At 64.5% G+C, this 13,249-nt stretch carries 13 protein-coding genes; 7 read left to right on the top strand and 6 right to left on the bottom strand.

Annotated features, from left to right (window positions below):
* Positions 1-195 precede the first annotated feature (195 nt).
* Positions 196-1,221 (top strand): hypothetical protein, encoded by a 1,026-nt coding sequence (locus tag BLU62_RS07060; RefSeq protein ID WP_074848876.1) that lies wholly within the window; start codon positions 196-198, stop codon positions 1,219-1,221.
* Between the two features lie 136 nt (positions 1,222-1,357).
* Here BLU62_RS07060 and BLU62_RS07055 read toward each other — a convergent pair whose 3' ends face one another.
* Both BLU62_RS07055 and BLU62_RS07050 read right to left on the bottom strand, forming a co-directional pair.
* Positions 1,358-1,963 (bottom strand): class I SAM-dependent methyltransferase, encoded by a 606-nt coding sequence (locus BLU62_RS07055; RefSeq protein ID WP_074848875.1) that lies wholly within the window; start codon positions 1,961-1,963, stop codon positions 1,358-1,360.
* Positions 1,964-2,135: 172 nt separating this feature from the next.
* Positions 2,136-3,302, bottom strand: a complete 1,167-nt coding sequence (locus BLU62_RS07050; protein WP_074848874.1) for an LLM class flavin-dependent oxidoreductase — start codon at positions 3,300-3,302, stop codon at positions 2,136-2,138.
* Positions 3,303-3,517: 215 nt separating this feature from the next.
* Between BLU62_RS07050 and BLU62_RS07045 the strand changes: the two genes are divergently transcribed.
* Positions 3,518-4,279: a helix-turn-helix transcriptional regulator gene (locus tag BLU62_RS07045; RefSeq protein WP_074852742.1), complete on the top strand. Its 762-nt coding sequence runs from the start codon at positions 3,518-3,520 to the stop codon at positions 4,277-4,279.
* A gap of 65 nt (positions 4,280-4,344) precedes the next feature.
* Here BLU62_RS07045 and BLU62_RS07040 read toward each other — a convergent pair whose 3' ends face one another.
* The 3 genes from BLU62_RS07040 to BLU62_RS07025 form a co-directional block, all read right to left on the bottom strand.
* Positions 4,345-5,652: an ISL3 family transposase gene (locus BLU62_RS07040; RefSeq protein ID WP_074848873.1), complete on the bottom strand. Its 1,308-nt coding sequence runs from the start codon at positions 5,650-5,652 to the stop codon at positions 4,345-4,347.
* A 228-nt stretch (positions 5,653-5,880) separates the two neighbouring features.
* Entirely contained in the window at positions 5,881-6,537 is a 657-nt protein-coding gene (locus tag BLU62_RS07035; RefSeq protein ID WP_074848872.1) for a DUF3558 family protein, read from the bottom strand.
* Between the two features lie 572 nt (positions 6,538-7,109).
* Entirely contained in the window at positions 7,110-8,381 is a 1,272-nt protein-coding gene (locus tag BLU62_RS07025; RefSeq protein ID WP_074852741.1) for a vWA domain-containing protein, read from the bottom strand.
* A 99-nt stretch (positions 8,382-8,480) separates the two neighbouring features.
* Here BLU62_RS07025 and BLU62_RS07020 point away from each other — a divergent pair, with 99 nt between their 5' ends.
* Complete coding sequence (locus tag BLU62_RS07020) at positions 8,481-9,194, top strand: NUDIX hydrolase (protein ID WP_074848870.1); 714 nt, start codon at positions 8,481-8,483, stop codon at positions 9,192-9,194.
* A 73-nt stretch (positions 9,195-9,267) separates the two neighbouring features.
* Complete coding sequence (locus tag BLU62_RS07015; protein WP_074848869.1) at positions 9,268-10,521, top strand: APC family permease; 1,254 nt, start codon at positions 9,268-9,270, stop codon at positions 10,519-10,521.
* Positions 10,522-10,541: 20 nt separating this feature from the next.
* On the opposite strand, the gene BLU62_RS07010 is transcribed toward BLU62_RS07015, so the two are convergent.
* A complete protein-coding gene (locus BLU62_RS07010; protein ID WP_074848868.1) occupies positions 10,542-11,270 on the bottom strand; it encodes a M23 family metallopeptidase in 729 nt (242 codons plus the stop codon).
* Between the two features lie 370 nt (positions 11,271-11,640).
* Between BLU62_RS07010 and BLU62_RS07005 the strand changes: the two genes are divergently transcribed.
* The 3 genes from BLU62_RS07005 (at position 11,641) to BLU62_RS06995 (ending at position 13,233) form a co-directional block, all read left to right on the top strand.
* A complete protein-coding gene (locus BLU62_RS07005) occupies positions 11,641-12,096 on the top strand; it encodes a hypothetical protein (protein ID WP_074848867.1) in 456 nt (151 codons plus the stop codon).
* Between the two features lie 106 nt (positions 12,097-12,202).
* Entirely contained in the window at positions 12,203-12,598 is a 396-nt protein-coding gene (locus tag BLU62_RS07000) for an SseB family protein (RefSeq protein WP_074848866.1), read from the top strand.
* Positions 12,595-13,233: a hypothetical protein gene (locus BLU62_RS06995; protein WP_074848865.1), complete on the top strand. Its 639-nt coding sequence runs from the start codon at positions 12,595-12,597 to the stop codon at positions 13,231-13,233. Before BLU62_RS07000 ends, BLU62_RS06995 begins: the two co-directional genes overlap by 4 nt.
* Positions 13,234-13,249: the final 16 nt, after the last annotated feature.

Here is a 13,249-nt window from a genome sequence, read left to right as displayed (position 1 = left end):
GAACGCGCCTCGATGGTTGCTCATGCAGCAGAGCATGGCAGCGGCCGGCGCTTCGACGTTGATTTGACGTTGATTCGATGGTGCGAAGCCCACTTGGACAGAATGGGGGCTGTTACCTTTCTCCATGCGCGCGGCGTTGTACGCAGCATGGTCGGATGCCTGGCACGACTTATTGCCAGTGAACAGGGAGATGCAATGGCTGGTCTGCACCGGGGTGGTGTAGTGAGAATCGAGCTCTGCGACTTCGCATTCTCGGGTCCTGCCTTCATCGACGTGTCAGAAGCCGCGCTGGATCGGGCGGCGATTGGGGTGGGAAACCTCAACGCGTTCGTTGCGGGCGCTCCGTCGACGGTGAAGGCTATCGCGCAGCAGTGGCGTTCGGCGATCACCCGAGATAGCATCCATCCGCTCGGCGGGCGATGGTGGCGGTCCGACAACTATGCGAGACTGGAACGCACTGAAAAAGGTTTTATGAGCGGACTTCTCGGTGGTGTGCTCAGCAAGCTTGTGGCCGAGTCGGTTTTCGGAGTGCGGCAGTTCGGTCACATCGAGTATTTCTCGCCCCCGCCGATCTACGATCCGACGACGCGCCGCCGACCGGACTTTCTCGGTCTTCCCGCGGGAGGCGGCCCGGCTGTGATCGTCGAGTCCAAGGGCCGTAGCGACCGCCTAAATGCGAGCCCCGATCAGGTGGAGAAGGCGAAGGGTCAAGTGCGGTCAGTGCTGCGGGTGCCCGGTTGTGCTTCAGTTCTACGCTATGTCCAGTACACGCACTTCACAGCCGATGGAGTCCTGGCAGTGACCTTGCACGACCCCCCTGGTTCGGATGATGACGGTATCGCAGGAGATCCTTCGCCGCTCGAGAATGACCAGCGCAACGTTGATTTGCGGGTCTACTACCGCGATGTAGTCGACGCCGCAGTGGCTCTGAACGCGCAGCGTGTGCGCCTGGGTGGTATCAGGTACCAGCTCTTCACTTACAATCTGCTCGGTATATCCGTTGGTGTCCCGGACCGCATTTTCCAAGCTGTGCAACAAGACCAGGCGATCCCGGCGGGATCGGAGTATCTGGGGCCGCTCAACACAGTGGATGTCGCCGAAGACAGTCGACGGTGGCTGATCGAGGAATCAGGTCGCGTAGTCCCCAGTGATACTCAGGTTCTGTCTGATGTCGGTCCAGACGGGATCGCAGTGGTGGGGTCATATCCGATCCGTGGATGATCGGACATTCCGTGCGAGGCAACGCCACTGGTGGGAAACGGCTGGGTAAGTCTTGGTGCCAAAGGCCTTGGTTGGCGCCTGCGATCCCCGGGCTCGGCGCGGATCAGCGACAGCCGCGGTCCGCAAACGTGGCCGGTTACGTCGGCCGCAGCACTCCCACCAGGAACTCCGAATCTGCAGTGAACGGCCGAATGTCCCATGCCGACAGCAGCACGTCAGCCGCGAATCCGGCCACCGCCGCATCGTTGAGGAACTCGTCGAACGGATAGTCTCGCCCCGCACCAAACCCGATCACCGCGCGACCGTTGTCGCGCAAATGCGCACGCAGCCGCGTCAGCACGGTGACGCGGGTACTCGGGGCCAGGAAAGTCATGACGTTGCCGGCGGACACGATGATGTCGAACTGTTCGTCGATACCGCGGGCAGGTAGGTCGAGCTCTGCGAGGTCGTTCACCAGCCAGCGCGGCCCCGGGTGATCCTTCTCGGCTGCGGCGACGAGGACCGGATCGACGTCTACGCCGACAACGTCATGACCCACCGACGCGAGGTATCCGGCGATGCGTCCAGCTCCGCATCCGGCGTCGAGGATCCGTGAACCGCGCGCTGCCATCGCGTCGATGAAGCGGGCCTCGCCGACGACGTCTTTTCCCTCACGTTCCATAGTGCGGAAGCGCTCGACGTACCACTGGGAGTGTCCGGGATCCTTGGCGACTTGCTGCATCCAGAGGCTCTGTTCGACCATGCGTCGCATTGTCGCAAAGACGCCTGATCCTGAGATGAGGGCGGCCCTCGCAGCAGCCGGTCGCCGTCGCAACTGTCATGACGGCGACCGGGGGAGCGCACGTCAGTCATCCATTCAGCGAATGCCGCCGCAGGGGGCAGGTGTGCGCTGTTGCGCTGGAAGGCGGTGCGTCTCAGCCCTTCGACGCGAGCTCCTGCTGGTACTTGCGCGTCATGTGGTCGACGGCCTCGAGTTGCTTCGCGGCGTGGCCCTCCCGCACGGCTCGAGCATGCTCAGCGGCGTCGAGCGTGGCCTGCGCCTGTCCCTGGAAGTGCGGGAACACCTCCTGAGCGAAGAGTTCCGCGGAACGCTTGGTGTCCTGCGGGTTGGCCCAGTCGTGGCCCATCTGCAGCAGGCATCCGAAGCCGCCCGACTGGCCCCACAGCCGCTGGACCTGATTTCGGGCCTGTTCAGCGGTACCGATGACGCCGATGCCGGCCTCGTTGATGAAGTCGATCATCTCCGTCAGCTTGCTCCCGGAGACAGCCATCTGGGGGAACGCCGCGACGTGCTGGAAGTAGTCGAACCACTGCTCGATGCCGTACTCGACCTGGCGGTACGCCTCGGCTTCGGTCTCGGCGATGTGGAACGGCCCTGCGAGGGTCCACTTGCTGCGGTCGACCGTGACGTTGTTGGCTGCGGCCCGCTCCTCCATGACGTTCCAGTGGTGGCCGAGGGCGTCGAACCCGTCGGCGGAGAGTGTCGCGCCGATCGACAGCAGCCCGAGTCCGTGGGTGCCGGCGAGCCGCGGTCCGGTCGGCGACGCCACTGCGGCGACCACTACGTCGATGCCGTCGGCCGAGTAGGGCGCCAACTGCAGCCTGGCGTCGTACAGCTCGTGGGTGCGGGTCTTCGCGGACACCGTTTCGCCACGCAGGAGGCGCACGACGATGTCGAGGTTCTCCTGTAGTAGCTCGCGGGTGTCGGTGGGATTCAGGCCGATCATCGCGGAGTCGGTCGGTAGGGAACCAGGACCCACACCGAAGATGGTGCGGCCGCGTGTCAGGTGGTCGAGCTGCATGATGCGGTCGGCCGCCCACAGGGGGTTGTGGTAGGAGAGCGATGTGACGCCGGTGCCGAATCGGATGCGCTTCGCCCGTTGCGAGGCCGCGGCGATCATGATCTCCGGGGAGGCGATGATCTCGCTGCCCGCGGAGTGATGCTCGCCGAACCAGGCTTCGTCGTAGCCGAGGTGGTCGAGGTGTTCGACCAGGTCGAGGTCGCGTTCGAGGGCTGCGGTGGGGTTGCGGCCGGGTGCGTGGAACGGCGCCATGAAGTATCCGAAACGAAGCCTGCTCATGGGGTCTCCTGTCGATCTGCTCGGCCGACGTTCTGTCGGCCACGACCACGAGACTAGAAAGAGTGTGACTGGCGCCACAGTGCACGAAAGTGGACGATTCACTCGGTCGTCCACGGTCGGGGCGTACGGGTCCCGGTTGCAAGGCGTTGCATGTGCTTCACATCACACTTGAACCGGTACAGTTCGGGGATTGGTGCCGTAGAGAGGAGTGGACGTTGGCCAGTCAGTCGGTCGCGCTGCCTGTGGACGAGTACGAGCGGGTTTTCGCCATTCTCGACGCATGCTCAGAGGCGGAGACGCTCGGTGCGTTCAAGAACGTCTTGATGGGTGCGCTGCACGAGCACTACGACTGTCTGAACACGACGTTCTTCGCCGGCCCGACCTTTGTCACCGCGTTCTCGGACCCCAGCCCGGTGGTCACTGGGCGGATCACGCCGGTCATCGACGAGTATCAGGGGCGGTGGTACCCGAAGGATGTCTTCGCGTCCGCGCAGTCGCGGGCGGCGCTGTCGAAGACCCCGGCGATCTCGGCGGACAAGCTCGGCGGACTCGCGAGCGATTCGGTCAGTTATCTACAAGACTTCTTGTACCGCAAGCAGTTACACAGTGCATCCGTGATGCATCTCGACCTCGCGAACGACTGCCACGGACTGGTCGGGTTGTTCGACTCAGAGGGTAGGGAACCGGACCGCGTCCGGTTGCATGCGATGGGGCTGCTGTCGCGGCAGCTGTCGAACTTTGCGAAATTGCTCCCCGGGCAGCCGGTTCCATCGTGGCGAGAATGTCTGTCGCCGCGGCAGATCGAGCTGGCCGAGCTTGTCGCGGACGGGCACACTAATGAGGAGATTGCGTCGATACTCAACCTGGGGCTCGACACGGTGAAGAAGTATGTCAGCCGGGTGTTTACAGCTACGCGGGTGAGGAATCGTGCCGAACTGGTGAAGTTGGTTTGCGTTGGCGCAAACAATGACTCGTAAGAGTCTCCGTATATGCGGGACAGCCATTCCGCGGTGAGAATGAGGCTTTAGGGGCTCTTCCTGATTCAGAGTGCGTGTAGGCGTTCTGCCAGGCCGCCGGAGTGGATGAGTGACCGCAAGATGTAGTGGTTGAGGTTGCGGAAGCCGAGCGCGATCCCGCGCAGGTGTTCCAAGCGTCCGTTGATCGCTTCGACCGGGCCGTTGGAGGCACCGGTGTCGAAGTACGCCAGGATCTCTTTGCGTCGGGCCCACAACGAACGGCCGAGTTGGGCAAGTTCGGCGAGTTCTTTCGGCACGCCGGTGTGGATGCGTTTGAGCAGCTTGTACATCGCGATCTTCCCGTCACGCTTGTGCGGTTGGCCGTAGGCGTCAATCAGGTCTTGATAGACGGCGTAGGTGACCGCGACCGCCAGATGTTCCTCACGCGCTTCGAGGCCGTTGGTGATGCGGGTCTTCTGCTTGTCGGTCAACAAGCCGATTCGGGTGAGCAGAGGGCGGCGGATGCCGTAGAGCGGGTCCCCGGTGCGGCCGCGGTGTCCGCACGTATCCTGTTGCACGCGTTGACGACACACCGTGAGCTTGTCTGCGGCCAAGTGCACCACATGAAACGGATCCATCACCGCACGCGCCTTGTCCAGGGTTTCAGCGGTCGCGGTGCGATACCCGGCGAACCCGTCCATGGTGACGACCTTGATCCGGTCACGAAATGCAGGATCGCGCGCGGTCAGCCAATCCTTCAACGCGGCTTTGGAGCGGCCGGCGACCATGTCCAGCAAGCGTGCCGGGCCGGTACCATCGACGATCGGTGTCAGGTCGACGAGCACGGTCACGAAACTCGAATCCCCCTTGCCGCGAACGTGTTTCCACTTGTGCTCATCGACCCCAAGGACCCGCACACCGTCCAGGCGGGCCGGTGCGGACGCCAGCATGCGGGCCTCCTCGAGTGCGAGCGTGTTGACGGTGTTCCAACCCAACCCGACCGCCGCGGCGACCGCCTTGACCGACATCTTGTCGACGATCATCGCCCGCAGAATCCACGTGGTGGTGCGGCGGGTGACGTGGGCCCGTGGCGCCACGATGGTCGAGATGTCGGCACGAAAGATCGTGGTGGCACAGTCCGGGTTCTCGCACAGGTAGCGCGGCACCGCGATATGCAGCCGAGTCGGATGCCCCACGATCGGCAGATCAGCGACCTCACGATCGATGTGGTCACGCAGCCGACCCAGCTGTCCGCATCCGGGACATGTGTTCTTCGGTTCCAGGACCTGGCAGAACACGTGGGTGCGGTCCTCGCCGTCGAGGGCGGCACCGGTGATCGTCACCCCGAGCTCGATGGTGCGGCAGATGGTGTCGGCAATAGCGCTACGCTGCAACGTGGGTCCTGTTGGTGTCCGGGTGGGTGTGTGAGAGCTTTCATCCTCACACCACAGGACCCGCCTATATCTCCAGGCTCACCGCCCACACCCCGCGATCTTGCTCACCCCTACATCTTGTGGTCGCAAGAACCTGTTCCACGCACCGTCAATCAGGAAGAGCCGCTTTAGGCACTCGTTGCAGGTCGCCGCAGACGAGCATCTGGAGTGACCAACCGATCTAAGCCCTCAGTTAGGGATTCTGGCAAGGGTAGACCTGAGAAAACCCAGAGCTGTCTCGCACATCTCTTCCGGCGCCGGCTTGTTCTCGCCCAGCCTGACAACAGTGGTGCCAACAATGGCTTTTCCTGACTGGACGGTTGCCGTGCACTCGATGGGTGAAAGGGAACCTACGACTACCGTCCGGCCATCGAGAACCACGTCGGGATACCAGCGCATCGTCTCTGAGTTCTCGCGTTTGTAGCCAAGGACGCCCTGTTCGGGATGCGACAAGTTTCCGATCGACTGCGACAGGGACGACCGTCCATCATCTCGGAAGGTCCACCTGCATCCTCTAGCGGTCTGAAAGTCAGACTTGGCTACGTCCGTTACCGATCCGGGAATCAGGCCAGACCTCTGAAGATCCCCGTCTTGAACCTCGGTACATGGTTCGTAGGAAGTTCCGTCGTTATTCGCATTCCAGCGATTGGGGAAAGGTGTCAAGAAGGGGAGCGCTTTCCCTTCGTCGTCGGTCTGCCGGACTTCGGGCTCCGTCGGAACTGTGTTCGATGTAGACGGAGCGGCCTCGGGAGAGCCTGCGACACTGCAGCCGACCAGGGTGTAGCTGAGAATGACTACAGCAAGGACCCAAAAAGGACTTCTACGCTTCAAGGTTTGCGGCACCATGTGCGTCGGCGTTCTCGAACGAGGACGCTGCGTCCTTACATTGCCGGCTTAACCTGAGGGCACGGGCCGATTGACCGTCCAACTCTGTCGTCAACCTACCCATCGCCAATACCAGACCTTTGTAGAACGATTCACCTTCGACGCAGTTGCCAAAGGCGTTCCTGTGTCCCACTTCTTGCAGGTCAAGTATGGCGTCGTTCAGGTCGCTCGACGCATCCGCCGCCACCGCCGCTCGCTTCTCCCACTGAGCCCGCTCCGACCGCAATAAGTACTCATCCCCATGCGGGCTCACGGGCATCGCTGGTTCAGGTTTGGGCAACAACGAGTCGTCCGAGAACGGTGTCGACACAGGTCCCCCTCACGCTCGCGCGCCCCGACGGCGCCCCACCCTCGCCGAACAGACTAGCTTGGCTCGCTGATTCCGCCATCTGATCCCACTACCTGTGGAGACCGACCTTCGAGTTCCCTCGTTCTCGACACACGCCGACGAACCATCGCGTCCACAGGGGGAGCCGCGCAAAGGGGAGTGGCCACCGGGCACCCGCCCAATGGCCACTCCCAGCGAAGATCAACTACCCCCGCCGACGCCCCCGCTTCCGGTTCGCGAGGTGGTACGAGTCCCGCGACATCTTCGACGCGTACCCCGCACCCTCGACCCTGGCCTGCTCACCCAGCGCCTCGATGCTCCGCAACTCCTGCTCGATCTGCATGTGCTCCTCGGGCGTCGCGAACGCCGACGCTCGTCGAAGTTGCGACGCTGACTCGTCCGGGAGCGCGTTGCCGGCACCCACATCACCGGCCTCGAACGCTTCCGAGGCTCGGAGCTTCGCCGCCTGGCCCTCCTGGTACAGCCGCTCCGACTCGACCTTCGGATCCGGCACGCGACCCGAAGCCTCATCGCCGGGGACCACATTCACCGAAATCGGCAGCGACACCGTGTGTTCGGTGAGCGTCGCGGTCTCCACATACCGCAGTTCGAGGGTCGCGATCTGTGCCAACCCGAGAGCGGCCAGACCGTCGACCTTCATCCGCAGCAACAGCTTCCGCGTCTCGAGTGCATAGAAGTCGCCGAGCTCGATCATCACCTCGCCGTCGGCGGTCTGGTGGGCCGGCAGGTCGTTGTACAGCGACAACTCCGTCACCTGCGGGACGAAGCTCACGGTCAGCGTCACCACCTGCGCCGACTTCGACAACAGGCCCTCGACCTCGCCGGCGATCGCCGCGCCCGCGGCGTCCGGGTTGTCGGCGAACACGTGGTTGCCGTTGCCCGCCCGCGCCATCGCCGACAGCAGCGACTCGTCGTAGCCGCGCCCGTACCCGAGCGTGGAGGTGACGATCCCGTCGGCCGCGGCCTTCGAGGTGATGCTCGCGAACTTGTCGACCTCGCGGATGCCACTGTTCACGTCGCCGTCGCTGATCACCAGCACCGTGCCACCGCTGATACCAGCGGCGGAGGCGCTGCGCCGCAGTTCCCGCAGGCCGAGCAGGTAACCCGACGACAAGTCGGTGCAGCCACCCGCTTCGATCGAACCGATCACGTCCACCGCGCGTTGCTTGTCCGACAGGGAGGCGGCCGGCACGACGACCTGCGCGTCGTCGTCAAACGTCACCACACCGAACGCATCCGAAGGATCCAGCTGTGCGACGACCCCGGCGAGCGCCTTCTTCGCACCCTCGAGCGGGTTGCCGGACATCGACCCACTCCGATCGAGCACCACCTGCACAGCGGTGGGGGTGCGTGTGGTTTCAGGTCCCGCAGGAGCCTGCAGTTCCAGCAGAACGGTCACTTCATCGGCAGTCTCGTGGGCGACCATCTCGACGTCCAGAGCAGCGGAGAGTTTCATCGTCATTCCTTACTCCGTCTCGGCATCTGATCGAGACGGCGACTTTGCGCGTTTCTGAGAATAGACCTTTGCGCAGACATTCGCATAGTCTTTTGTTTCGTGGCCACCGGTTCGACGACGCTCAGCGACTACCCACGACCGAACGTGGCCGTCGACATCGCGGTCCTCACCGTCTCCGACGCCGCGCTGAATGTGGTGATCCAGCGGGACGAACAGGGGAGAGCCGCGTTACCTGGCCGGTTCGTCCGGGAGCGGCGCACCGTCGAACAGACGGTGCGCGAGGTATTCGAACTGAAACTGGGGCTCTCGCCCGACCACGTTCATCCGCACTTGCTCGCGGTCTTCAGTGATCCTGACCGGGATCCTCGAGGGTGGACGATCTCGGTCGCGCATGCGGTCGCGCTGCCGGCCGTCGAATTGTCCGACGTCACCGGCGAACTCGCGCCCGTGACGTCAACCGGCAGGCTGGCATCGGGGGAGCGGGTCCTTTACGACCATGCCGAGATCATTGCAGCGGCCACCGACAATCTGCGTGACCGCTACGAGGACCAGGCCGATCCGGACAACCTTCTCCAACCGCCTTACACGCTGTCCGAGCTGCGGGAACTGCACGAAGCGATCCTCGGGCGACGCCTCATGCGGGATTCATTCAATCGAAGGGTTCAGCCACTGTTGGCGCCGCAGCTCGACCCCGACGGTAACCCTGCGACCCGCGTCGGCGGTGGACGCCCGGCCCGCCTGTACGCCAAAGACGCGCCGCCGACGGCGACCTTCGGTTGGCGGTTACCCAGCCCGAGGCCCGACGCCGAGTAGCGGCCTCGCGACATCACCCCGTACGATTCCGCGCGGATCCCAGCGTCGTGCGACCACCGAACAAAGGAACTCGATGACGGACTCCCCGGCCCCGCTGCGTCGGGCACTCGGTCTCCACGACGCGGTACTGGTCGGGCTCGGGGCGATGCTCGGTGCCGGGATTTTCGTGGCCCTCGCGCCGGCCGCCGCGGCGGCCGGGTCTTGGCTGCTCGTCGGCCTCGCGCTCGCGGGCGTCGTAGCGTATTGCAACGCAACATCTTCCGCGCGGTTGGCGGCTCTCTACCCGGTCTCGGGTGGCACCTACGTGTACGGGCGGGAGCGACTCGGCGAATTCTGGGGATACCTCGCCGGTTGGGCGTTCGTCATCGGGAAGACCGCGTCGTGCGCAGCGATGGCGCTGACGGTCGGGGTCTACGTGTGGCCGGATCATGCGCACGCCGTCGCGGTTGCCGCGGTGGTCACGCTGACGGCGGTGAACTACGCGGGAGTGCAGAAGACTGCGTGGCTGACGCGGATCATCGTCGCGTTCGTGCTGGCGGTGCTGGCCGCCGTGGTGGTGTCGGCGTTCACGTCGGACGACGCCACGCCCGACCGTCTGACGCTCAGCTCCGACGCCAGTGTTCTCGGTGTGCTGCAGGCGGCGGGCCTGCTGTTCTTCGCCTTCGCCGGCTACGCCCGGATCGCGACGCTGGGAGAGGAGGTCCGCGACCCCGCCCGCACCATTCCCCGCGCGATCGGCATCTCCCTGGGGCTGACGCTCGTGGTCTACGCGCTGGTCGGGACCGCGGCGCTCAGTGTTCTCGGGGCCGACGAACTCGGCGACGCCGCGGCACCTTTGACGGCTGTCGCGGAGGCCGCAGGAGTCGACTGGCTGGTCCCGGTCGTCCGCGTCGGCGCTGCGGTCGCCGCGATCGGCTCCCTGCTCGCACTCATCCTCGGTGTCTCGAGGACCGTGCTCGCGATGTCCCGCGACGGTCATCTGCCGCGGCCGCTGGCTGCCGTCCACGCTCGGACGCAGGTTCCGCATCGCGCCGAGCTGGTGGTCGGTGCGGTGGTGGCGGTGGTCGCCGCCACCGCGGATGTCCGCGCGGCCATCGGGTTCTCGTCGTTCGGCGTGCTTCTCTACTACGCCATCGCCAATGCGTCGGCGTTCACGCTGACCCGCGAGGAGAACCGTCCCGCGCGTGCCATCCCGGTGGTGGGTGTCATCGGGTGCGTGGTGGTGGCGTTCACGTTGCCGCTCACCTCCGTGCTCGCCGGGATGGTCGTCTTAGCAATCGGAGCCGGCGTGTACGCGATTCGCAATACACGCCGGCTCCGACGTTAGGACTCAGGAAGAAGCGTCAGTCACGGGTGGACGCCGCGCTGGTTCAGCCACACCTGCGGGTTGATCTTGGTGCCGTTCGCGTCCCAGACCTCGTAGTGGAGGTGCGGGCCGGTGGACTGGCCGCGGTTGCCGACGGTGGCGATCTTCTGACCGGCGGTGACGTGTTGGCCGGGGCGGACGAAGCTCTGGTCGACGTGGCCGAAGACACCGATGGTGCCGTCGTCCTGCTTCACGCGGACCCACTGCCCGAAGCCCGAGGCCGGGCCGGATTCGAGGACGACTCCGTCGGTCACGGCGTAGATGGGGGTGCCGACCTTGTTGGCGATATCGACGCCGTTGTGATTGGTGCCCCAACGGGGGCCGTAGCCTGAGGTCACGGTGCCGCTGACGGGTTGGACCGCCTTTCGGATGCCGGGGTGGCCGGGAGCGCTCGGGGTGAACGCCGACGGCGGCAGGACGTCGCGAGCGAACTTGTCGACCTCAGGCGGCAGGACGAAACCGGCCGGCATCTTTACGCTCTCCGGCAGCGCGACCTTCGGCAGTCCGGGGGCGGGCTGTGCAGCTGCCTGGGCGGCCGTACCGGCAGTCAGTCCGACGGCACCGACGAATGCGGTGAGCGCGCCGACTCGGACCGCCTTGCCTACAGTGGACGGTGCGGTTGAACGATGCCGTCCGGGTCGGCGGCTACGGGGGGTCGAGTCGAGCAACGCATGGAGCGAGTCATGGGCATTCAGTCGGTGTCGAGGCACAGCTTTTCCGTCTCAGGTTAGGTAACAGTTCGGTCTCAGCGAGGACACGGCGAGGTTACCCACACGGACTTAAGGAGACCCTGAGAAGGCCCCTCGTAGTGGGTGAACTCACTCTTCGTGATTGCGTTATTGAGCTGGTCGACTACGTGGCCTGTGTCACGTGGGGGCCCTGCGTGGGTCGCTGTGGCGTTCAGTGGGGACGGCTGAGAAGGACCGCCCGAGCAGCTATATCTTTGCGGCGAGCTGGGACTGGTCCCACGTTTTGTGAGCCCTGTTGGCCTCGTGACGACCCAGGTCGGTCTATGTAATTGAATCGCGAGGGGTCGCGTAGATCCACGGCCCGTCCCGGTAGGCGAGAGGCGACCCTGTGATGAACGGCGATTTGTGTGAGGACGCTCGGTCAGTCCTCGTCGACTTCTTCGACACTTACGGAAAATCCACCGTCGTCTACATCGCGGTGCCGGGCTCGGACGCGAGATCGTTGGACTCGTACTACTCCCTTGAAGGTGTTGAGGTTCGCGACTCGATCGAGTTGCGCGCCGACCTGGGCTACGGGTGGGGTTTCTCAATTCAACCCTCGGCCGTGACGCTGTCGGACGATCTCTACTCCCTCACGATCGAGGGGAGTGATCTCCATCTCTGGGCGACGGCCATGCATCGTGTCTACCGATGGGGATGGATCCGCTTCTCTGTGGCTCGAGACACGGCCCTCACAAGGAAGCTGCGCAACTTTGACGGTGCGGCGCTCGCCAGGTTCTACGGGGAGGAGCGGCGAAAGGGGCGCCGCGCACGCCTTCTCAGTCTCTGCGAAGACGATGGGCGGTAGGAAGCGCACGAACACCGAGTTGCGGCAGGTTGTGGACAGCCGCCGTGAGGATCGGGTCCGGGTGAATTAGCATCATCCGGCACGGGGATGACTGTCGGGGGATTCGATGACTGTGACGTATGCGGGTGAGGTGCGAGCGTATCTGTCCGGGTTCGGTGACCCGCCGAAGCTGTACGACGCATTGCGTGAGGCGCGCCTGTCGGTGCCGCTCGACGTCCACGGCCGCTTCTTCACCCTGACCCAGAGCGGCATTGCGTGGATGCTCGCGTTCACGACGCCACAGCGTCTGCGCGACTTCGCCGACCTCACCGACCGCGATCCGGCCGAGATCACCTACGTCGACGTCGCAGGCCAACAACTGATCGACGAGGTGCTCGACAAAGCGCCCGAGCCGACGGGCCTCGTCGTCGACGCTGCGACGTCGGAGACGATGACGTTCCCGCCCACCAAGGAACTGACACCTCACTGCTTCTACGACGACGAAGGTGAGATCGTCCGATGACCGACAACCTGGGCGTCACTCCGGCGGATCTGGAGAAGGCGAGCACGGGAATCAACGGGGTGATCGACGGTCTCGGCCAGACCGGCATCGGCTCCGGATACAGCGCAGCTCTGGGCCGCGGGTACGGGGACCTCGACCTCGACGGCAAGACCATCGGTCACGCCGACCCGAAGGCGGGGCTCGAAGAGTACTGCGATCGCTGGGAATGGGGCGTGCGGGCCCTGGTGACCGGCGCCGCTGAAGTGTCGCGGGGCCTGGGGCTGGGAGCCAGCCACTATGAGCGTGAGGAAGAGTGGGCGGCCAACCAGCTCAAGGACTGGACGATGGATCTCATCGGAGACCCCAACCTGACCGCCGAGCAGATCAAGGACATGTCCTGGAACGATCTGTGGGACCACAACCGCAACGCCGTGACGAATCCGCAGTGGGCCCTGACCCCCGAGGAGATGCAGCGCCACAAGGAGTTCTTCAGCGCCACCGGTGCCACGTTCCTCGACGACATGGGGACGATCGGGAAGCACGCCGTCAACCCGGTGTCGTCGGTCACCGACACGATCGACGGATTCCAGGAGAACGGCTTCACCGCCGACGCCCCAGCCGATCCCGATCCTGCCGTACCGAACGGCAATCAATGACCGAGGCAGCCTGAAT

Source organism: Gordonia westfalica, from assembly GCF_900105725.1.
GTDB lineage: Bacteria > Actinomycetota > Actinomycetes > Mycobacteriales > Mycobacteriaceae > Gordonia > Gordonia westfalica.
The sequence above is the reverse complement of the archived record's forward strand: the minus strand, read 5'-3'. Positions and strand labels throughout refer to the sequence as shown.

Coding starts and splice junctions, on each gene's coding strand:
- BLU62_RS07060 (WP_074848876.1), top strand. CDS start 196: ATGGCTGGTCTGCACCGGGGTGGTGTAGTGAGAATCGAGCTCTGCGAC.
- BLU62_RS07055 (WP_074848875.1), bottom strand. CDS start 1,963: ATGGTCGAACAGAGCCTCTGGATGCAGCAAGTCGCCAAGGATCCCGGA.
- BLU62_RS07050 (WP_074848874.1), bottom strand. CDS start 3,302: ATGAGCAGGCTTCGTTTCGGATACTTCATGGCGCCGTTCCACGCACCC.
- BLU62_RS07035 (WP_074848872.1), bottom strand. CDS start 6,537: ATGGTGCCGCAAACCTTGAAGCGTAGAAGTCCTTTTTGGGTCCTTGCT.
- BLU62_RS07025 (WP_074852741.1), bottom strand. CDS start 8,381: ATGAAACTCTCCGCTGCTCTGGACGTCGAGATGGTCGCCCACGAGACT.
- BLU62_RS07015 (WP_074848869.1), top strand. CDS start 9,268: ATGACGGACTCCCCGGCCCCGCTGCGTCGGGCACTCGGTCTCCACGAC.
- BLU62_RS07005 (WP_074848867.1), top strand. CDS start 11,641: ATGAACGGCGATTTGTGTGAGGACGCTCGGTCAGTCCTCGTCGACTTC.
- BLU62_RS07000 (WP_074848866.1), top strand. CDS start 12,203: ATGACTGTGACGTATGCGGGTGAGGTGCGAGCGTATCTGTCCGGGTTC.
- BLU62_RS06995 (WP_074848865.1), top strand. CDS start 12,595: ATGACCGACAACCTGGGCGTCACTCCGGCGGATCTGGAGAAGGCGAGC.